A 19,886-nucleotide genomic window follows, 5' to 3' on the forward strand; every position below is an offset into this window, starting at 1 on the left:
CTGTCCGCGATGAGACAGTCGGGGGTAACGCCGGTCGGGTCAGGCGGCGCGCTTCTGTTGACAGTCGGCGCACAGGCCGAAGATCTCGAGGGTGTGCGAGTTGATCTTGAAACCGTGGGAGCGGGCGACCTGCCGCATCCACTCCATATCCGGAGGCTCAATCTCGATGGTCTTGCCGCAGCCGCTGCAGATCAGGTGATGATGGTGCGAATCGTCATCGCAGATACGGAACATCTGCTGCCCGTCCAAGCGCACGGTGTCTACCGCGCCCGATTCCGCCAGCGAGTTGAGTTGCCGGTACACTGTCGCCAGACCTACGGACGCCCCAGAATCGGTGAGCCGCCGGTGCAGTTCCTGCGCCGAGACGAAGCCCTCGCACGCACGCAACTGCTGCAACAGCGCATCCTTCTGCCGCGTGTGCCGTGCGACGCCATGCTCAGCCATATCCATGCCCTCTACTGTAACGAACCATCAACAACCATGCCAGCCCCTCGCGAAACCCGGCCACGCCGGCGGCCAGTCAACGAAACGACGGACTTGCACCGCGATAGTACAACCACCCCACGCCCCTGGCAAGCCCGGTACGCCGACGGCCGGCATATCGTCTCCAGTATGCCGGCCGTCGAACAGTGCTTGATACACAATCACGCGCAATCAGCGTACATCAGCCCGATTCAACGCAAATCGTCCCAGCATCCCGTCGCTTCGAGCGCCTCGACCGCCGCCTGGGTGTCATCGCACAGCACGGTGATATGCCCCATCTTGCGGTCGTGTCGCACTTCGGCCTTGCCGTAATCATGCAGATGCCATTCGGGGTGCTCGGGAATGAGCGCGCGTGTCGGCGCCACATGCTGGCCGAGCACATTGACCATAACAGCCGGGCTGAGCAGCCGCGGCTTGGGCAGCGGCCAGCCGGCGATTCCGCGGATATGCTCGTTGAACTGGCTCGAGGAGCACGCCTCGATGGTGTAATGCCCAGAATTATGCGGCCGCGGCGCCAGCTCATTGACGATCACATGGTCGTCCCTCGTGACGAACAACTCAATCGCGAGAATGCCGGAGAGTTCAAAGCCCTTCGCCAGCCTGACCGCAAGCTCATGCGCCTCGCGTTCCACCTCCGGCGAGACGGCCGCCGGGGCGATCGTCATATGCAGGATGTTGTTGCGGTGCTCGTTGCGCACCATCGGGAACGTCACGTAGTCTTGCCCGTTGCCGGCAACCAGGATCGAGGCCTCGAACGCGAAATCGACGAAACCTTCCAGAATCGACGGCGGGAACATGCCCTCACGCTGCGCACGCTCCCGGACCGCGGTGAAATCATCCGGCCCGTGCAACACGGTCTGGCCGTGGCCGTCATAGCCGCCGGTACGGGTCTTGAGCACCGACGGATAGCCGATCTCGCCGAGCGCGGCCTCAAGCTGCTCGATGCTGTCGACCTGCCGCCACGGGGCCGTCGCCGTACCATGCTCGTTGATGAAGGTCTTCTCATGGACGCGGTCCTGGGTCACGCGCAACAGATCAGTGCCCTGCGGGATGGCCACCAGGTCGCGCACGTCATCGAGTGCATCCGCGTCGACGTTCTCGAACTCGTAGGTGAGCACATCGCTGCGTTCGGCAAGCTCGCGAATCGCGGCGACATCGTCGTATTCGGCGGTCACCTGGAAATCGGCCACCTGCGCGGTCGGGCAGTTCGGCGTCGGGTCGAGCACACCGATACGGAAGCCCATCTGGCGTGCGGACAGGGCCATCATGCGGCCCAGCTGACCGCCGCCGACAATGCCGATTGTCGAACCCGGTTCCAGATACTTGATACGGCCGTTGGTTTCTTCAGACAAGCTCGGCATTGGACTGTGCCACCTTCTCCTTGAGGCTTTCGCGATATGCCTTGAGCTCGTCGGCCAGACGCCCGTCGGTGATGCTCAGGATGCTCACGGCCAGCAAGCCCGCGTTCGTGGCGCCGGAATTGCCGACCGCCGTGGTAGCGACCGGGATGCCACCGGGCATCTGCACGATGGACAGCAGGGAATCCCACCCGGACAGTGCATGCGAGCGCACCGGCACGCCGATGACCGGCAACGTGGTCTGCGCGGCGACCATACCAGGCAGATGGGCTGCCCCGCCGGCGCCGGCGATGATAACCTTGATACCCTTGTCACGCGCGGAATGCGCGAAATCAGCCATGAGCTCAGGCGTACGGTGGGCGGAAATCACCTGCTTCATGTACGGCACCTTGAACTGGTCAAGCATTTCACAGGCGTGCTTCATGGTCTCCCAATCGCTCGCCGAACCCATAATCACAGCAACTTGCGGCGTTTCTTCAGCCATTCCTACCTCCAGATCGGACAGAGTGGACGCATGGAACCACTCTACGCAACGGCTTCGAAAAGGCACAGCGGCGTGAGGCATACACCATTTACGAAGAAACTGAGGGTATTTTCACTGCCTTGTACCATCACGCTCCGCGTGGTCTACAATCTCACAGTTGGGACAAACGGAAGGAGCAAGCGTATGGTTGGCGGTTTTCTGGAGCATATTTCGAGCCCCGCCGACGTGAAAGCGCTTGATTCCAAGGATCTGCCGGCCCTGTGCCAGGAAATCCGCACGACGCTGGTGCGGTACGGCAAACTGCACGGCGGGCATATCGGCTCGAACCTCGGCATGGTGGAGGCGACTGTGGCCTTGCACCGTGTGTTCGATTCGCCGCTCGACAAAATCGTCTTCGACGTCTCCCACCAAAGCTACGTGCACAAGATGCTCACCGGGCGTGCGCCGGCCTATATGGACGAACGGCTGTTCGGCACGGTGACCGGGTTCACGAACCCCGAGGAAAGCAAGCATGACATGTTCGTGCTCGGTCACACCGGAACTTCGATTTCGCTGGCGTGCGGGCTCGCGAAAACCCGCGATCTCATGGGCGGGCTTGACGGCACAAGCGGCACGCGCAATGTGATTGCCGTCATCGGCGACGGGTCGCTGAGCAGCGCCATCGCGTTCGAAGGGCTCAACAACGCGGCCGAGCAGGGCACGAATATGATCATCGTCGTCAACGACAACGAGATGTCCATCGCCGAGGATTTCGGCGGTATGTACGGTCAGCTCGCCCAGCTGCGTGCATCCGGCGGCACCTCACAGCCCAATATCTTCAACGCGTTCGGTCTTGACTACCGGTATGTCGAGGACGGCAACGATGTGCTTGCGCTCGTGGATGCGTTCAGTCAAGTCAAGAATATCGACCACCCGATCGTCATCCATATCCATACCGCCAAAGGGCTGGGGCTTGACGCGGAGGACGCCGCCGCCGGCGTGAAGGAAGGCCGGTGCGAAGCCAATCACTGGCAGGACCCGCTCGCGAACCAAGGAAGTCCACTCGGCGCACGCAAACATTACGGACGGATGGCGATGGCACGTCTGGAACAGCGGTTCGCCAGCGAGCCGGGGCTCGTGGTCATCTCCCCTGCCACCCCGGGGTCTAACGGCATCACGCGTGAGTTTCGTGAGCGGGCGGGCGTCCATTACGTGGATACCGGCATCACCGAGGAGCATGCGGTCGCGTTCGCCTCGGGTATCGCGAAAGCCGGCGGCACACCGGTGCTCGCAACCAGCGCGACCTTCTTCCAGCGCACCTTCGACCAGTTGCAACAGGAATTGTCGCTCAACGGGACACCGGTGACGCTCCTCGTGTTCGGGTCGGGCATTTCCGGCGCTGACAACACACATTCCGGAGCCTTCGACATCCCGATGTTCGCGAATATCCCCGACCTGACATATCTGACGCCGACGAGCGGGGACGCGTTCCTTGCCATGCTCGACTGGTCGACGACATCGCGCGACCATGGCGCGGTCGCAATCCGCGTGCCGGGCGAGCCAATTCTTGCGGCCGAACGTGCGGCGGCCGATGACGGCACATATCCGCGGTATTGTGGCGATGCAGACGAAACGCGCGCAAAGGGCGATGCCGGGAACGCCGACACGCCGTTCGCCCGGTACCGGGTGACCCGACAGGGCGCGGATGTCGCGATCCTCGGTTTGGGCAACATGTATCCGCTCGCCGAACGTATCGCAGCGGATTTGGCAGAAGCTCGCGATGGCGGGGTGGCGACAATCGACGCGACCGTCATCGACCCGCAGCAGTGCACCAGCCTTGACACCGCGTGCCTTGAGGCGTTGCGCGGCGGTCACTCGCTGGTCGTCACGCTTGAGGATGCGCAGCTGTCCGGTGGTTGGGGCGAGCAGGTGACCGCGTATTACGCGAACCAGGATGCCCTGAACTCTGCGGATGGTAACAAGTGTATGCGCGTGCTGAACTTCGGCGCCGCCAAAGAATTCACCGACCGCGTGCCCGCGCAGGACCTGTACAAGCGGTACAGCCTGACCGCACCGCAGATTGAGCAGGCCATCCGCTCCGCGTTGCGGTAGCATCTTTGCGAGTAGCGTCTTTTCGGATTGCCATGACAACCCGGATCGCGCCGGCCTACTGATTCGATTTGATGGCGTCGAGGGCGGGCACGCGCACCGCCTTGTTTGCCGGTCCGAACCCGGAAATCAGGCTGATCAGAGTGGCGAAGGCGATGGCAAACACGTACAGCCACCATGGGATCACCGAGACCCGCGCCGCTTCGTCGGCGGTCCCGTTGCCAAGAATCGCCCACTGCAGGTGTTCCGCGCTGACGCCTCCATAGCGGATAAGGTTGATGGCCAAGGAAATCAACGCACTCACCAAACAGCCGATCACGCCGCCGATAACGCCAATCGCACCGGCTTCCACGAGGAACATCGCGCGGATGTCATGGACCGTGCAGCCGAGCGCTTTCATAATACCGATTTCCCGCACCCGCTCGGTGACGGACATGACCATGGTGTTGGCGATGCCGATGGCGGCGACCAGCAGCGCGACCGCACCGATACCGCCGAGAATCAGCTGGATTGAGCGGGTTTGCTCTTTAAGCGAGTCCAGCATGTCCCGGCTCGAGGAGGTCGTGAACCCCATCGTCCTGATCTGAGATTCGACGTCCGCGACATGGTCGATGTCCTGCACGCGCACGAGCGCCGAATCATACGCCAGCGAGCTCGCCACCGCACCTGACTGGATTTTCGCGACAAGGTCCTTCAACGTGGCGATGTCCATGAGCAGACCGGATGATGTGGCCGGTCCCTTGCCATAATCTTCCTTGAGCAGTCCGGAAACCTGGATTTGTGTGCCGGAACCGGAAGCCGATGCTGTTTCCGTCGTGGTGGCGGTGGACGATGACGACGTGCTTCCGGAATCGTCGGAGGGTGCGGCAGCCACGGTGATTTTGGTCGTAAGGATATTGAAGAACGGGTCCTGCACGTCTGACTTGTCCCGGCAGCCGTTGGTGCGCTCCTCAGCGGTGCAGGATTCGGCGACATTCATCGGGGCCACCCGGTAGTTGTCGCCTTCAGGGCGCAAACTATCCGCGAAATCGTATGCCGTGTACTGCCCGGCAAGCACCTCGCCTTGTCGCTCCGGTTTGTGCCCGGAGACCAGCTCGTACCCCATGGCGTCGAACTGGGCCATGTCGATGGCCTCGATCGATCCGGCATCACTGGTGTACCGGTTGGCGGGGCCTGCGGTAAGGCTCGCCGACGGATATGTGATGTGGCCGGTGGCTGCGGCGACGTACTGCAACGAGCGGAAATCCTTGACGGCCTTGTCGTCGAGCCGCGCAGTCGTCGTTCCGGAGCCGTCAGCCATCCCCATAAGACCGGCAGCCTGCATGCCCCCGGTGCTGTTCGTGCCGGTGACGGTGATGATGGTCAAATCGCCCATCGAGGTGAGCATCTGCTTGTTCTGTTCGTCGATGCCGCTGCCGAGCGAGACCATGGTGACGATGGAGCAACAGCCCACCACTACACCGAGCACGGTGAGTATGGTGCGTGATTTGCGGCGGAACAGGTTCTGCCGACACAGGTGCACAAGGTCGGAGAATCTCATGAGCGCTCCCCCGGCTGCGGGGCGATCACCTCGGTGGGAGCCTGTCGGTCGGTATCATCCGCGGCAGGGGTATCGGAGGCGTGCCCCTGCGCTTCCGGCGTGTCGCCGCCGTCCTGGTCATCCTGCCAGTCATCCCACTGTTCGTCCATCGCTGAACGCTTCTTCTTGCGGTGACGCTTCACCAGCACCACAATCACGACAATCACGACAATCGCCACAATCGCAACGGCCGCGACCGTGGGCAGCAGCCAGACAGGCATGCCCGGCTGTTCGTCCTGTACGTCCGCCGCAGTGTCGTCCATGGCGGGAGCGGGTTCGGCGACCGTGAGTTTGACCGGGAATTCCTTGGTTTTCTGCTGACCGTCGGAATCCTCATACGTAACAGTGATCTTCGCGTCCAAATCCCCGCTGTCCGTGGGTGTGAACGCATAGGCGATGGTTCCACTGCCGCCGGAGGCGACGTTGCCAAGATACTGTGTCTTTGACACGGTATCGAAGCCCTTGCCGTCCATGGTGGCTTCGACGTTCGAGATATCGCCTTTGCCTTTGTTCACATAGGCGAGGGTGATGGTGCTTTCCTGGCCGTTCTGCGCGTCATCGGGAATGACGGGGTCGTTGATTTGGAAGCGGTCGGGCTGGCTGACCGGCACGGAGATCTTCTCGTCCACGCTGTTGGAGCTGCGCTGGCCGGCATCCACGTATTCGTAACGGAAGCTGACGACCACTGCCTGTGCACCGCTTTTCGCGTCGATCAGGGCCTGCATTGGCACGGTCTGGCTTTGTGTGGCGCCCGCGGCCAGCTGGGGCACGTAGAAGGTGTTCGTGCCGCCGGCGATGGTCAGCCCGTCACCGCCATCCACGCTGATGACCATATTCTGGACGGCCACCGACCCCTTGTTCTGGAAGGAGAATCCGAGGTCGAACTTGCCACCTGCCGAAACGGAACCGTCACCGTAGGTGAAATTCGTGATGATGACATTCGGCACCGGACCGGCGATGGGGGCTGCGCTCTGCCCGGAATCACCGGCGGACTGGTCGGTGTCGTCAACGGGTGTGGCATGCCGGGTGCCGGCATCCCCGGCGACGATAGTATCGGCTGCCGCCGCGGCGGCTTGTCCGGACGCCATCGCGCAGACGGGTGCAGAAACGCAGGCCACAATCAGGGCGGCGATCGCGATGAGCGTGATAATCGGCTTGACGGCGATAGTTCGGGGACGGTTCATGGTGGTCTTTCTCTCTGGTTTTCGAAAAGCTTGCTGTTGAGGAATGTTGCTGCGCAATTGACGTGGGACCGCCCGGTTGCGTGAGTTATCAGGCTATCTGTCCTGCTCGGTGTCATGGACGATACACCCGTCCAACAAGGTGACGATGCGATCCGCATAGGCGGCCATATGGTCGTCATGCGTGACCAGCACGATGGTCTGGCCATTCTCGCGGGCGAAATCGCGAATCATGTCCATGATGTCGACTTTCGTCTTGGAATCAAGATTGCCAGTCGGCTCGTCGGCAAACACGACCTGCGGGCGGGTGACGAACGCGCGGGCGATACCAACACGCTGCTGCTGGCCGCCGGACATCTGCGAGGGGTAATGGTTCAGGCGTTTGCCAAGCCCGACGCGTCTGAGCATCGCCCGCGCCCGGGCTTCGCGCTCCTCGCGTGGCACCCCGCGGAACATGAGTGGCATCGCGACGTTTTCGACGGCGTTGAGTCCGGGTAGCAGATTGTAGGACTGGAAAACGAAACCGATGTGCTTCTGTCTGAATTCGGCGAGTTCGCGCTCGTCGAGCCGCGAGACGACGATGCCACCGATCCGCACGCCTCCGCGCGTCGGGCGTTCCATACCGGCGAGCTGGTTGAGCAGCGTGGATTTGCCCGAACCGGATTCACCGTAGATGCAGCAGATCTGGCCGCATGCGATATCGAGATTGATCCGGTCGAGGGCGACGACGCGCTCGGCGCCCATGACATATTCCTTGCGCAGGTTGCGCACTTCGATCATCGGGCGTCCTGAGGCGGGGTGCGTGCCGTTGCGCCGCGCGGGTCGAGAAGCCGAAGTTGCGAACGCGACTGATGTATCCGGCACTGCCTGTGCAGCCGACACAACCGACGCATCCGAAGCATTCGTTTTGGCCGTAGGTGGCGGCGACGCGAGCCAAGCCATAGGCGTCCCTTCTCATCTCTCGGCACCTCAACACAGCGGTACCGCATTCATGAATTCGAGTATTCATCAGAGTATATGCCGAAAAATCGCCATACGCCATCTTTGACATGCCGGTTGTACACCGCACGATGTCAGTGAACACGCACCCCCTACATTGTTCGTCAGGCGAGGAGGGTTGTTACAGTCGCACAGTGGGCAGCAAGCACACGTCCCTATGGCTGCTATAATGGCACACGTTGTCTTACGGCCCCGTAGCTCAGTTGGATAGAGCAGGAAACTTCTAATTTCAAGGTCGTCGGTTCGAATCCGACCGGGGTCACTTTCCATCAAGGTCGTCGCGGCCGTTTCGTTGCACCAACCGTCATCGCGGTCTCACACGCAACCACCCCACGCAACGCAACCACCTCGTGCAACGCAGCTATCCCACGTATTCACTTCCCAAACTGTCTACGCTCAGACGGCTGTGAGCGTAGACAGTTTGGGAAGGGTGCGCGCAGGTCAGTCGACGATCCACGACAGGCCGACCAGCACCACAAGGAACAGCACATTGACCGCGCTGTACACGGCAAGGTAGCGGCCTTTTCTGTCCGGGTAGCACCGGGTCACGTTCTTGTACGAGACCAAGGACGCCATCGAGGCGATCAGCGTGCCCATGCCGCCCAGGTTCGTGCCGATGATCAGATGCGTCCAATCATCGCAGAAGCCCGACAGCAGAATCGTCGTCGGCACATTGCTCATGATCTGGCTGGAAACGACCGCCACTTCAAGCGGATGACCGCCCACCAAGGACGCCGCCAGCGAGTAGAACGCCGGCACGCGCTTCATATTGCCGATGAAAATGAAGAACATGATGAAGGTCAGCGGCAGCCCCCAATCGACCTTCCGGAACGCCTTGCGATCGGCGAACAGGAACACGCCGAACACCACGACGCACATCACCCAGATCGGCACCAGGTCGCTCACCACCAGCAGGCACAGCAGGAACAATGCCGCATACACCCACACGCGCCAGCCGCCATGGCCGGCACCATAGCCGGTCAAGCGGATTTCGTCAGGCTGCGGCTGGTCTGGCTGCGGAGCAAGCACCCCGCGTTCGATATCCTCCCCGTCAAGATCGGCGAACCGGCTTACTTTCTTGCCGCCGAACGCCACCGAAATCACCAAAATCAGCAATACCGCAGCAACAAACGAATACGGGGCCATGATGCCGAGGAACTTTCCGGTCGGCATGCCTGACAACGCTTTGAGATACAGGTTATGCGCATTACCCACCGGGGTGAGCATGCTGCCGACATTCGCTCCCACGGTCATCAGCGTCGCCACCAGCACGGCCGACGCCTCCATACCCGCCATCGTGAGCACGGAAATCGCGAACGGGATGAAGGTGACCAGCGCGACATCATTGGTGATGAGCATCGAGGAAAAATACGTCAGCGACACCAGTACCAGCACCACACCGCGCTGGGTGCGCACCATGCGCAGCAGACGCGAGCCGACCATGCGGAACACGCCGATGCGCTGGAATCCGCACACCACCAGCATCAGACACACCAGCTGGGCGATCGTCTTGGTATGCACATAGCTGCGATACTCGGCATCCGGGGGCACCACGAAACAGGATATGATTGCAAGGACCGTAGCGACGATGAGAATCGTCTCACTCTTGACCACTTCAAGCAACCAACGTCGCATCCAGTCCTCCGTGAATTTGAGTTGAACCCTAGGTGAATTCAACATGCCGCACCCGCGACATGCCCAATCTTAGCGGGGAAATCCTGCAGGCTGAAGCCAAAGACGGCGTGTTCGCGCGGATTGCTCCGACCATCGTCGAAAAAGTCGGCGGCAAATACGCCAGTATTGCCGAAATGCCGCCAATCGCGCGCCCGAACGAAGCCGACCGATCGGTAGAGAACGACGCGGAGGACGGCACGCGTCACGCGCGTGTCACAACGTCACCGTCACCATCGTGACTGAATACGCTGGCAACCCCAACGCGAACCTTACCGGCGGCCCGGCCATCGCGAATGTATCCTCACGACGTTCCGCCACCCTATGGGATACGCCCTCGTCCCCAAGCACATTGCGCGCCTCAGGAGCCGCGCACAGACGCACCACATGCAACCGGCACGAATCGCGGCGCGGACGGGCGCCCAACGATCGCAAGCCGAAGGAGATATCAAGTGTGACATCAATGCGATCGCCACCCGTATTGACCAGCTTGATGAATCTGGTCGATTCGTCGCCGGTGGCGCTTACGAACAGCCGGCTCCCTACCGCTTTACCGGCACGGGTATGCCCGGCATCCCCCAGTTCGCATTGGTAGGCCATCGGGCCGATATGCGTGGCGAACAGCTGCTCCACTTCGGCGTTGAGCGTGGGCATCACCGTGCGCGCGTCGAACTCGATGAGGTTCTGCATCCACCCCTTGCCCGGCACGCGTGCGAGCAGCGGCGCATACGACGTCATGCGCACCACGTCGCTGTTGCGCTCGCACCCCGTGAGGAACGCCGCCTCACCGAGCGCGGATGCCCATGTGTTGGCATGCGCGTTGTCCTGCTTGCGCCCTGCGAGATAGCCGTTCGCCGAATACTCACCGACCATGACGCCGACGGAATCACGTGGATAACCGTCATAGCGGCGGGCTTGCGAGGCGAACCATTCGGGCGTGTGGTACGAATGCTCGTCCACGATGATTCTGCTGCCGGCAAGCGGCGGATCACACGCCAACAGCATCTCGCCACGCCCTGCAGCGATATCACGCGCATGATTCCACGCCCGACGCATGGACAGACGGTACGGGAACAGTCCGGCGCTCATCACACACAAAATCGACGGATAGCGTTCGTGAATCGCCTTGGCGATGGCATCGAAGCGTTCCATATACCCTTCGCCGTAATTCTCATTGCCGATGCCGATCATATCGAGGCCGAACGGCGCCGGATGGCCCATATCGCGACGAACCCGCGCCCACTGGCTGGCATCTGGATCGCCGTTGGCGAATTCGATGAGATCGAGATAATCCTGAACGACCACGTCACGGAAATAATCGCTGTTCACAGGAATGGACTGCGGGTCTCGGTACGGCGACTGGCAGGTCATGCCCGCGAACAAAGTCGGCAACGGCTTGGCGCCCAAATCCTCGCACAGGCAGAAATACTCGTAGAAGCCGATCTGGTAGCTTTGCGAATAGCTTGAGCCGTCCGGCATGCGGAAGGCCCACATATTGTATTGCTGACGACGCGCATACAAGGCGCCGACTGTGTCTTTCCAACGGTACTCGTTGCCCGGCGTGACGCCTTCGGTAATGCAGCCGCCGGGGAACCGCAGGAACGCGGGTTTGAGCGCCGCGATGGCTTCAACCAGGTCACGGCGGAACCTGCCGTACCGCCATTTGGGGTCGCCCGCGCCCCACGTGTCCGAGTCCATCAGGACGACACAGTCGAGATCGATGACGGTGTCCGACACGGGGATTGCAATATCGCCTGATCCAGTGGTTGACGAGACGGCTTGCGCATTGGTCGGCGCGGCGCTGGATCGAACCGCTGGCGCAGGTCTCGGTGCAACACCCGATCGACCATCCGCAGTGTCCGGAACCATGCCGGAGAGTCCGGCGGAGTACCCGTGTGCGCGATACCCGCGCGTATCGCCGGCATTCCCCTCACCGGGATTTCCCCCATCGCCGGCGGACGCGCAGTCCCCCGCGCGATCTTCCCCCGCAATCAAGCCGATATGCAGCTTGCCCAAGCCCGAAGCCAAGCCCGACAGCGTACAGGTCAGATGAACCCATCCGTTGATGCAATCGGCATCATCCGGGTCGCATGACCCTGCAGCGGCGGCGCTGGACAAGTCATTGCCCGGGGCGCTGCACGACAATGTCACGCAGTCGGTCAGTGCCACCCCGGAAGCGTTGACAACACTCACCGCAAGCGTCATGACCCCGGCGACCGGACGCGCGTAGACGCTGAAATCGTAGCGATGCCCCTGGCTGATGGCAATCGCGCACTCCCCGGCATGCTTGCCGCCGCCGTTGTACCCGAGGTTTTCAATATCCGCGCCACGCCGCCCCGCAGGCAGGGTCACACGCACGTATCTGCTGTTGGGGTGCAGCGGAGGCGCCGGGCAGGATGTTTCAATACGCTGCCCGTGCTCGCCGCGCGTCTGGGTGCCGTAACTCGTCGCCGAAACCCCATGGAACTGCCAGAAACGCAACGGATCGGCCTGAGTGCGCCACCGGTCCGTTCCGCGGACGCGCATGCTGTGGTGCTTGAGATAGACGCCATCGAAGCTGTAATTATTGACCACGTTCGCATTCAGGCCGCCATCGACCGACATGTTGATGTCCTCAAGAAACGCGCCATACAGCCGGTCGCTGACCGGATGCGAAGCTGAACCCACCATTACCGTGACCATGATTCCTATCGTAGGCGAAACGAGACGATTTTCCCGGTAGCGCAGGGCGGATGTTGCATGTGCGTGTCGCATGCGGCACCACGCTGTTCGAGGAGCAATGCGCAGCGGCAGACAGGATGGATTATGACGCTCTTGCCGGTTTCCTGTGCCCGAGCAGATACATACGTGCAGGAATCCGGAGATGCGCGAGTACTGAGCCATCGCCCCACGCCGAGCCACGCCGATCTGGTCGGCCCATCCCCCGTACGGCTCGACGGAGTTGAACCGACAACACTGTGCGGGAATCTCAATATCTCGCTGATTTGGCCATCGAACGCGAGATATTCAGAACCCGTTCTCAATATCTCGCGAAATGGATTCATCATAATCACGCGCATTCAAAATCGCCATGCCCAACGTCTCGACATCGACCAGACCATGCGGTATCCTCACACTCCCCGCGGGGATACATCCGTACCCCCGGTTCCAGGACGCAGTTGAATACCACGAAATCGCCACGCAGACCACCCCGGCCGAGCTCGCGGCAGCCCGCTCCCAGGCGCGCGCCGCGTACGACGCGCTCGACACCCCCATGCAACAGGAACAGGAGTAGGATACCAGCCAACAGGGGCAGCGACGACAACGCCACGGCAACACAAAAAGGCGACCCCTTCATACACCAACCCAAGGGACATCATCCGCCCGCCTGTCCACACCAGCATACCCGCACAACAACCGCCGCAGATGGCTTCTACACAAGGTGTCGCACACGCCGTACCGGAACGTCACCGCCTCCAGCAGCAGATCATCATCATGGATTGTGCAACCGTTTGCAGCCCAAGACCCCGCATCTGCTGCAACAAGCGCCCTCAACGCCGTCCGCAGGCGATGTCGGACATCATGCGGATCTGGCGGTAGTAGCGCTCCTCGCTCAGGCCGTCGACCGTCGGGGTGTTGCGCATCGTGACCCCGTCGAGCCCACCGGCGCGCGCAACATCCGCCAGCACGGACCGATGCCATGCGACATCGAGCAGCGGCGCCGCCCGACGGCAGCCCATCGCGTACATCGCGCATACCAGCGCGTGACCGCCCCAGTTTGACGTGCCGGAGACAATCAGCTCGTCCGCGGGAACCATGCAGGCGATACGCTCGCCATGCTCGACGACATCCTCTATGACGATGGAATCAAGCCTGCCCATGCCGATCTCATTGCCGCCGTCGCCGATACCGATCACATGCAATCCCAGCCTGGTGAGTCGGCTGAGCGGGGCGGTCCACCGGTCGATGTCAAACCCCCGCATATTGCGCGGGTTTCCGTCACGCGCCGGCCCGACGCGCTCAATGTAGATGATGGTGTCGATGCCATGATGATCGACAAGTCCGCGCATCGCGTCAATCCACTGGTCGAAGTGTTGCGCATCCGCAGGCGCGATGGCCACATGGTCTTCGGGCAGTCGCGACGAGGCCCCTGCGCGGATGACCGGCTCGCACGGCTCATCGCTGACCAACCAGGCATCCGAACCGATGGCCCGTAGCGCCTCACACAGCTCGACCGCCCCGGCGGGACCATCCGATTCGGCGGCCGGCCGCTCGGCCTGCGGAATGTAGAACCCGGTGACGACCATGGCCTTGTGGCCGCCGGATTTAAGCCACCGGGCGGCATGGAACAGGTCGCCACGCGCGAAGGTCATCATGGTTTCGCTGCCCCGGCCCACATCCGCCGCGGCGGCATTCTGGATGTGCGCGACGCGCGGTTTCCACCGCCAGCTTGCGATGCGGGCGGCAGGGCCAATCCCGCCATGGTGCGCCGCACTCCCACGGCCGGTATGGAACGTATCCGATTGCCGATTGACATGTCCTGCTTGGTTGTATTGCATCGTTTCCGTCATATCCACTCCTCTCCTATCGGCGCCCGGCCGGTCAAATCGGCCGAACGCCGTATGTCACGCCTGTCTCGCCTGTCTCGCTTATCTGTCTCATGTCTTGTCTCACGATTCGATATGTCCCAGCACGCTTCCGGATCTCACGCTGTCGCCCGGCTGCGCGGCGATATGGACCACACCACCGATCGTGGCCGTAACCTGGATTTCCATCTTCATGGCTTCCAGCACGACGACCGGCGTGCCCGCGCCGACTTCAGCGCCGTCATCGACCAGCCAGCGCGCCACCGTGCCGGTGATCGAGGCGAGGATATCCCCGGCGTCATGCGCGGCCGTCTCCCCCACGCCGCCATCGTGCGATGTTCCATCACCGGCTGCCCCCGCCGCCCCGAGCGACGAGACCAGACCGGCCGGCAAGCCGACTTCCACACGGCGGCCATCCCATTCAATCCATGTACGATGCAACCCGGTATCTGCGTCATCGAAACGTGCCGACATCCCATCAGGCTTGAGCTGTTCGGGGTCAAGCCGCTTGAGCAGCACCTCCTCAATCCACCGCGTGTAGATGCGGAACCCGTGTTCCGCCGTGAAATCAGGGTCGGCGAGCACCGCCCGGTCGAAGGGTACGACCGTGGGCACACCGTCGATGCGCAGTTCGGCGAGCGCCCGCCGCGCCCGTTGTATACATTCCTCGCGCGTGGTGGCGTGCACGATGAGTTTGGCGAGCATGGAATCGAAATGGTCAGAGACAATCGAACCGGTTTGCACGCCGGTATCGAAGCGTATGCCCGGCCCGCTGGGCGCCCTCAGCGCAGTGATACGCCCGGGGAATGGCGCGAATCCGAGCGACGGGTCTTCCGCATTGAGACGAAATTCCATCGCATGCCCGTCATGCGCCGGTTTGAGTCCGGCGATCGACGCGCCCGCGGCGATACGCAGCTGCCAGGCCACCAGGTCGATGCCGCTGGTCATTTCGGTGACCGGGTGTTCGACTTGGATACGCGTGTTGACTTCCATGAACGAGAGCGTGCCGTCCGGGGCCACGAGGAATTCCACGGTTCCAGCACCCACGTACCCGACTTCGGAGCAGATCGCCACGGCCGCATCTTCAAGCCGTTGCATGATGCTGCTAGGCAGGAAGGGCGCCGGAGCCTCCTCGATAAGCTTCTGGTTGCGCCGCTGGAGCGAGCAGTCCCTGGTACCGACAGCGATGACCCCGCCATACGTGTCGCCGAGCACCTGAATTTCGACGTGACGCGGGTGGTCGAGGAACCGTTCGATGAAACACTCCCCGTTGCCGAACGCGACTTCGGCCTCGTGGACAGCGGATTCAAAGGCGGGTTCGACATCGGCGAGGTCGCGCACGACTTTCATGCCGCGACCTCCCCCGCCGTGCACCGCTTTGATGACAATCGGCAGACCGTGTTGGCGCGCGAATGCGGCGGCTTCCTGCGCGTCCTTGACCGGTTGCGTGGTGCCCGGGGCCATGGGTGCGCCGACTTTCGCGGCGACGGCACGCGCTTCGACTTTGTCTCCGAGTATGCGGATGGTCTGCGGTGATGGGCCGATCCATGTCAACCCGGCATCCTGGACCGCCTGCGCGAAATCAGCGTTCTCTGATAGGAATCCGTACCCCGGATGAACAGCATCCGCACGTCCGCTTGCCGCCACCTTGAGCAATGCCGGGATGTTCAAGTAGGTTTCCGCCGGCGTCACCCCATGCAGGGGGATGGCCTCATCGGCAAGCTGGACGAACAGCGCGTCGGCGTCATCGTCCGCGTAGACGGCGACCGCCTCCAGACCCAGATCATGGCAGGCGTGGATGATCCGTACGGCGATTTCCCCGCGATTGGCGACCAGAATGCGCTTCATCGGGACTCCTTTCCATCGTGTTCATCGGGATGGGATATGTCTTGGCCTCCCGATGCCGCCATTGCGCTCTCCCCGGCTTTGCGAAACCGGATGAACGCGCCCGGCGGCAGTTGCGCCGCCAACGCGAGCGCATCAAGCGTGAGTACGGCGATCACCGGGTAGCCGCCGGTGACCGGCTGGTCGCGCAGAAACAGCACGGGCTGCCCGCTTCCGGGCACCTCGAGCGAACCGGGGACCATGCCTTCGCTGGGCAGTTCCCGCGTATCTTCGCGTTCCAGGGGCTGCGGGCCGTTGAGCCTCAGCCCGGTCCGGTTGGATTGTGCGGTGACCTGCCACGTGGTGCCAAAGAGCGTGCCGATGGCGGCAGGCGTGAACCAGTCGTCATGCGGGCCGAGGGTGACATCGAGCCAGACTGGATGATCGGCGCCGCCGATCGCCTGCGGACCGGCATGGTGCATGATGCCGGTGGGCAGATGCCCGTTCCATTCGCATGGCCGCCCTACGCTTCGTGACGGATCGGGGGTTCCGGCGATGAGCGTGTCGCCTGCGGCCAGTGGGGCCGGTCCGATGCCGGACATGGTGTCCCGCGAAGCGCTGCCGAGCGTCATCGGGACTTTGAACCCGCCTCGAATGGCGAGATAATCCCGCAAGCCGGCGCGCGGCACGCCAATGGTCAGGGTTTCACCGTCGTGGAGGATAATGGCTTCCTGCCGGTGCAGGCTTTGCCGGATAGTCGTGCGACCCGGATCGGCACCAAACGCGGCCTTCCCGGTGATACACAAATCGACCGGGGCTCCCGTAACGGCGACCACCACATTCCCTATCGCGGTGAACGCGGCATCGCCGGCGGTCAGTTCGATGGCGAGCGCACCGGGCGGATTGCCGACAAGCATATTGGCCAGGCGGTAGGCGGGCATATCGCACGCCCCCGACCCGGCGACGCCCATAGCCGAGGCGTGCCGGCCTTCATCTTCGAACAGGGCAAGCAGGCCGGAGCGGTCCGCACGCAAGCCGTGGTCGCATGTCGTTGACTCCGAACCGCTACCGGAGTTCCCGGCATGCGCCCGGATATCGCGGTCCGTCGGCGTTCGGCGTTGGCGCGCAATATCAGTCATGATTGCCTGATCGCGCTCGGCGTGGAACGTCACACGGTCGCCGGGCATGATGGCGGCAGGTGGGTCGGCGTGCACATCCCACATCGGCATGGCCGTGTGCCCAATCAGCTGCCATCCGCCCGAGCTTTCGCGCGGGTAGACACCGCTGAACCGCCCGGCGAGTCCGACCGCGCCTGAGGGCACGACCAACCGTGGTGTCGTGCGGCGCGGTACGTCGAAAATCGGGTCCCCGTCCACCAAATATGTGAATCCGGGAGCGAATCCGCCAAATGCGGCCGTCCACGGGGTGCCGATATGCCGGACGACCACCTCGTCGGCGCTGATACCAAGCAGCTGCGCCACGGCCTCAAGATCCTCGCCGTCGTAGATGACGGGCACGGTCACCGTCCGATGCTCTTGAGCCTCATCGGGCGTATCAGACAGCGTCATAATCGCTTCGGCGAGCGAAGCTGGACGAATCTTGCGCGGATCGAATCGCACCAGCACGGTCTGTGCGGCTGGAACCAATTCCGTAACCGCCGCGAGCGGTCGTGTCGGCGCGGGCGAAGCGACGGATTCCCCTGCCGACGCGTTTGCCGAAACGGCATCCTCCATCGCCGCGTTCAGCGCATGATACAAACCGAGCGCATGGCGCAAATCCCCGGTTTCCACGAGCAGCGCGTCCTGCCCCGCCGGCAATATCCGTCTCATGATTTCGCGGCTTTCGTGGACACTGATGACGACGAGCCGTCACCTGCCGCAAACGACCGTACTTCAATCCCGGCATGTTCCAACGCTTTGCGCACCACTGTCGCCATGGCAACCGCCCCCGGCGAATCGCCGTGCACGCACGCCGAATCCGCATGCAGTCGGACAATGCTGCCGTCAATCGCCGTCACCGTACCGTCCTCGACCATGCGCAGCACCCGTGCGGCCACCCGTTCCGGGTCGGTGATGACCGCGCCCGGCTCGCGCCGCGAGACCAGATGACCGTCCGGCGTGTAGGCGCGGTCGGCAAACGCCTCACGGAACACGCGCAGCCCCGCCCCCTCGGCAAGCCGGCCGACCACCGAACCGGGAAGGGTGAGCAGGGACAGCGACGAGTCCACAGCTTTCATTGCCTCGACCACGGCCTTGGCGTGCCGTTCGTCGGTCGCAATCCGGTTGTAGAGCGCCCCATGCGGTTTCACATACCGCACCCGAGTACCGGCTGCCGCCGCGACACCTTCCAACGCGCCGATTTGGTAGATGACGTCGGCAGCGAGATCTTCAGGCGTCTCATCGACATACCGCCGGCCGAACCCGGCAAGATCGCGGTATGCCACATGCGCACCGATCGTCACGCCGTGCGCCGCCGCGTAGCCGACCGTGCGCAGCATTCCAGCCGGGTCGCCCGCATGGAAGCCGCACGCCACATTCGCGCTCGACACCACGCCGAGCAGCGCCGTATCGTCGCCGAGCGCCCACCGGCCGAAGCTCTCGCCCATATCGCTGTTGAGGTCTATTCCCGTCATTGTCGTTCCCCACTCCCGCTGTTTTCTGCTTTTCGATATCTCATATCTTCCGCATCGCACTCCATCGGTATTGATGCATTTGCGCCGACGCAAGTCACACCATGAAACTGCGGTCGGGAATATCCGTGAGGAACATGTGCCCAGGCGCGTGCGTGATCGCGAACGACGGTTTCGACGCCATCACCGCCGCCTGCGGGGTCACGCCACACGCCCAGAACACGGGGATGTCGCCGTCTTCCATAATCGGCGGGTCCCCATAATCGGGGTGCTGCAAATCCGTAATCCCTATGCCTTCGGGCTCGCCCACCCACACGGGCGCCCCGTGAACGCTCGGATAGTAGCCAGAGATCCGCACGGCGTCCGCGATCCGGTCCGGTTGGATGCCGCGCATCGACACCACCATCGTCGAACTGAACCGTCCCGCAGGTTTGCAGGCGATTGACGTGTCATACATCGGCACGTTACGTCCCGCCTCGATATGATGCACCGGAATACCCGCCTCCATGAGTGGGAATTCGAAAGTGAAACTGCATCCAATCAGGAAGGTGACCAGATCATCATGCCGCGCCCAGATATCGGTGATGTCACTGCATGTGTCCACCAGCTCGCCGTGTTCCCAGACGCGGTACAGCGGGATATCCGTACGGATGTCGCTGCCGGCGGCAATCGAGGGCTTGGGATTGCCGGGATCAAGGACTTCAACAATCGGGCAGGGCTTGGGGTTACGTTGGGTGAACAGCAGAAAATCAAACGCGTATTCACGCGGCAACGCGATCATATTCGCCTGGGCGAAACCGCGTGCGATACCGCAGGTCGGGCGCACCACGCCGTGCCGGAACGCCTCACGCGCCTCTTGTGGCGCCGTATTCGCGTCCAGTACGGGCGCAATACCTTGCGTATTGTGTTCAACCGGTGCAACGCCGGACATCAACGAACCCATCGGAACCTCCCTTTCGTCCACACGCTAAGTTCGGCGCGTTAAACCCTGATTTCACACAACAACGAGGAAGATCACCAACCTG

Annotated in this window: 16 protein-coding genes and 1 tRNA gene; 4 read left to right on the plus strand and 13 right to left on the minus strand. The window is 62.5% G+C overall.

Annotated features, from left to right (window positions below; genetic code table 11):
• Positions 1 to 39: 39 nt before the first annotated feature.
• The 3 genes from ACZ41G_RS05755 to purE form a co-directional block, all read right to left on the minus strand.
• The gene (locus ACZ41G_RS05755) at positions 40 to 444 is read right to left on the minus strand and encodes a Fur family transcriptional regulator (protein ID WP_273302609.1); all 405 of its coding nucleotides are present in this window, start codon (positions 442 to 444) and stop codon (positions 40 to 42) included.
• A 230-nt stretch (positions 445 to 674) separates the two neighbouring features.
• Complete coding sequence (purK, locus tag ACZ41G_RS05760; protein ID WP_464144878.1) at positions 675 to 1,844, minus strand: 5-(carboxyamino)imidazole ribonucleotide synthase; 1,170 nt, start codon at positions 1,842 to 1,844, stop codon at positions 675 to 677.
• Positions 1,828 to 2,325 (minus strand): 5-(carboxyamino)imidazole ribonucleotide mutase, encoded by a 498-nt coding sequence (purE, locus tag ACZ41G_RS05765; protein ID WP_026502227.1) that lies wholly within the window; start codon positions 2,323 to 2,325, stop codon positions 1,828 to 1,830. Before purE ends, purK begins: the two co-directional genes overlap by 17 nt.
• A 183-nt stretch (positions 2,326 to 2,508) precedes the next feature.
• Between purE and ACZ41G_RS05770 the strand changes: the two genes are divergently transcribed.
• Positions 2,509 to 4,416, plus strand: a complete 1,908-nt coding sequence (locus ACZ41G_RS05770) for a 1-deoxy-D-xylulose-5-phosphate synthase (RefSeq protein WP_464144879.1) — start codon at positions 2,509 to 2,511, stop codon at positions 4,414 to 4,416.
• 55 nt (positions 4,417 to 4,471) lie between these two features.
• On the opposite strand, the gene ACZ41G_RS05775 is transcribed toward ACZ41G_RS05770, so the two are convergent.
• The 3 genes from ACZ41G_RS05775 to ACZ41G_RS05785 all read right to left on the minus strand — a co-directional run bounded on the left by ACZ41G_RS05775 (position 4,472) and on the right by ACZ41G_RS05785 (position 7,953).
• The gene (locus ACZ41G_RS05775; protein WP_464144881.1) at positions 4,472 to 5,953 is read right to left on the minus strand and encodes an ABC transporter permease; all 1,482 of its coding nucleotides are present in this window, start codon (positions 5,951 to 5,953) and stop codon (positions 4,472 to 4,474) included.
• A complete protein-coding gene (locus tag ACZ41G_RS05780) occupies positions 5,950 to 7,176 on the minus strand; it encodes a COG1361 S-layer family protein (protein ID WP_464144882.1) in 1,227 nt (408 codons plus the stop codon). Before ACZ41G_RS05780 ends, ACZ41G_RS05775 begins: the two co-directional genes overlap by 4 nt.
• A 93-nt stretch (positions 7,177 to 7,269) precedes the next feature.
• Positions 7,270 to 7,953, minus strand: coding sequence for an ABC transporter ATP-binding protein (locus ACZ41G_RS05785; protein WP_464144884.1), 684 nt, complete (start codon positions 7,951 to 7,953; stop codon positions 7,270 to 7,272).
• A gap of 407 nt (positions 7,954 to 8,360) precedes the next feature.
• Between ACZ41G_RS05785 and ACZ41G_RS05790 the strand changes: the two genes are divergently transcribed.
• Positions 8,361 to 8,434: transfer RNA gene (locus tag ACZ41G_RS05790), tRNA-Arg, on the plus strand.
• Positions 8,435 to 8,613: 179 nt separating this feature from the next.
• Here ACZ41G_RS05790 and ACZ41G_RS05795 read toward each other — a convergent pair.
• The gene (locus ACZ41G_RS05795) at positions 8,614 to 9,807 is read right to left on the minus strand and encodes an SLC13 family permease (protein WP_033506356.1); all 1,194 of its coding nucleotides are present in this window, start codon (positions 9,805 to 9,807) and stop codon (positions 8,614 to 8,616) included.
• A gap of 59 nt (positions 9,808 to 9,866) precedes the next feature.
• Here ACZ41G_RS05795 and ACZ41G_RS05800 point away from each other — a divergent pair, with 59 nt between their 5' ends.
• On the plus strand, positions 9,867 to 10,085 hold the full coding sequence (locus tag ACZ41G_RS05800; RefSeq protein WP_464144886.1) for a hypothetical protein: 219 nt from the start codon (positions 9,867 to 9,869) through the stop codon (positions 10,083 to 10,085).
• Here the strand turns inward: ACZ41G_RS05800 and ACZ41G_RS05805 are convergent.
• Entirely contained in the window at positions 10,060 to 12,525 is a 2,466-nt protein-coding gene (locus ACZ41G_RS05805) for an alpha-L-arabinofuranosidase C-terminal domain-containing protein (protein WP_464144887.1), read from the minus strand. The two genes, ACZ41G_RS05800 and ACZ41G_RS05805, sit on opposite strands and share 26 nt — an antisense overlap.
• Positions 12,526 to 12,913: 388 nt before the next feature.
• Here ACZ41G_RS05805 and ACZ41G_RS05810 point away from each other — a divergent pair, with 388 nt between their 5' ends.
• Positions 12,914 to 13,117 carry a hypothetical protein gene (locus ACZ41G_RS05810; protein ID WP_464144888.1) on the plus strand — a complete coding sequence of 68 codons (204 nt, stop codon included), beginning with the start codon at positions 12,914 to 12,916 and terminating at the stop codon, positions 13,115 to 13,117.
• A gap of 256 nt (positions 13,118 to 13,373) precedes the next feature.
• On the opposite strand, the gene ACZ41G_RS05815 is transcribed toward ACZ41G_RS05810, so the two are convergent.
• The 5 genes from ACZ41G_RS05815 to ACZ41G_RS05835 form a co-directional block, all read right to left on the minus strand.
• Complete coding sequence (locus ACZ41G_RS05815; RefSeq protein ID WP_464144890.1) at positions 13,374 to 14,393, minus strand: glutamate cyclase domain-containing protein; 1,020 nt, start codon at positions 14,391 to 14,393, stop codon at positions 13,374 to 13,376.
• Between the two features lie 99 nt (positions 14,394 to 14,492).
• Complete coding sequence (locus tag ACZ41G_RS05820) at positions 14,493 to 16,256, minus strand: acetyl/propionyl/methylcrotonyl-CoA carboxylase subunit alpha (RefSeq protein WP_464144892.1); 1,764 nt, start codon at positions 16,254 to 16,256, stop codon at positions 14,493 to 14,495.
• Entirely contained in the window at positions 16,253 to 18,061 is a 1,809-nt protein-coding gene (locus tag ACZ41G_RS05825; protein ID WP_464144893.1) for a 5-oxoprolinase subunit B/C family protein, read from the minus strand. Before ACZ41G_RS05825 ends, ACZ41G_RS05820 begins: the two co-directional genes overlap by 4 nt.
• On the minus strand, positions 18,058 to 18,864 hold the full coding sequence (locus ACZ41G_RS05830) for a LamB/YcsF family protein (RefSeq protein ID WP_464144894.1): 807 nt from the start codon (positions 18,862 to 18,864) through the stop codon (positions 18,058 to 18,060). The genes ACZ41G_RS05825 and ACZ41G_RS05830 overlap by 4 nt, the downstream gene beginning before the upstream one ends.
• A gap of 94 nt (positions 18,865 to 18,958) precedes the next feature.
• Positions 18,959 to 19,792, minus strand: coding sequence for a putative hydro-lyase (locus tag ACZ41G_RS05835; protein ID WP_464146238.1), 834 nt, complete (start codon positions 19,790 to 19,792; stop codon positions 18,959 to 18,961).
• Between the last annotated feature and the right edge of the window lie 94 nt (positions 19,793 to 19,886).

It is taken from the genome of Bifidobacterium porcinum, from assembly GCF_055378475.1.

What these genes read in the sequence shown, in the direction of transcription:
- ACZ41G_RS05785 (WP_464144884.1), bottom strand. Translation starts at nt 7,953, where the DNA reads ATGATCGAAGTGCGCAACCTGCGCAAGGAATATGTCATGGGCGCCGAG.
- ACZ41G_RS05810 (WP_464144888.1), top strand. Translation starts at nt 12,914, where the DNA reads ATGCCCAACGTCTCGACATCGACCAGACCATGCGGTATCCTCACACTC.
- ACZ41G_RS05830 (WP_464144894.1), bottom strand. Translation starts at nt 18,864, where the DNA reads ATGACGGGAATAGACCTCAACAGCGATATGGGCGAGAGCTTCGGCCGG.
- ACZ41G_RS05755 (WP_273302609.1), bottom strand. Translation starts at nt 444, where the DNA reads ATGGCTGAGCATGGCGTCGCACGGCACACGCGGCAGAAGGATGCGCTG.
- ACZ41G_RS05825 (WP_464144893.1), bottom strand. Translation starts at nt 18,061, where the DNA reads ATGAGACGGATATTGCCGGCGGGGCAGGACGCGCTGCTCGTGGAAACC.
- ACZ41G_RS05815 (WP_464144890.1), bottom strand. Translation starts at nt 14,393, where the DNA reads ATGACGGAAACGATGCAATACAACCAAGCAGGACATGTCAATCGGCAA.
- purK (WP_464144878.1), bottom strand. Translation starts at nt 1,844, where the DNA reads ATGCCGAGCTTGTCTGAAGAAACCAACGGCCGTATCAAGTATCTGGAA.
- ACZ41G_RS05805 (WP_464144887.1), bottom strand. Translation starts at nt 12,525, where the DNA reads ATGGTCACGGTAATGGTGGGTTCAGCTTCGCATCCGGTCAGCGACCGG.
- ACZ41G_RS05800 (WP_464144886.1), top strand. Translation starts at nt 9,867, where the DNA reads ATGCCCAATCTTAGCGGGGAAATCCTGCAGGCTGAAGCCAAAGACGGC.
- ACZ41G_RS05770 (WP_464144879.1), top strand. Translation starts at nt 2,509, where the DNA reads ATGGTTGGCGGTTTTCTGGAGCATATTTCGAGCCCCGCCGACGTGAAA.
- ACZ41G_RS05820 (WP_464144892.1), bottom strand. Translation starts at nt 16,256, where the DNA reads ATGAAGCGCATTCTGGTCGCCAATCGCGGGGAAATCGCCGTACGGATC.
- ACZ41G_RS05780 (WP_464144882.1), bottom strand. Translation starts at nt 7,176, where the DNA reads ATGAACCGTCCCCGAACTATCGCCGTCAAGCCGATTATCACGCTCATC.
- purE (WP_026502227.1), bottom strand. Translation starts at nt 2,325, where the DNA reads ATGGCTGAAGAAACGCCGCAAGTTGCTGTGATTATGGGTTCGGCGAGC.
- ACZ41G_RS05795 (WP_033506356.1), bottom strand. Translation starts at nt 9,807, where the DNA reads ATGCGACGTTGGTTGCTTGAAGTGGTCAAGAGTGAGACGATTCTCATC.
- ACZ41G_RS05835 (WP_464146238.1), bottom strand. Translation starts at nt 19,792, where the DNA reads ATGTCCGGCGTTGCACCGGTTGAACACAATACGCAAGGTATTGCGCCC.
- ACZ41G_RS05775 (WP_464144881.1), bottom strand. Translation starts at nt 5,953, where the DNA reads ATGAGATTCTCCGACCTTGTGCACCTGTGTCGGCAGAACCTGTTCCGC.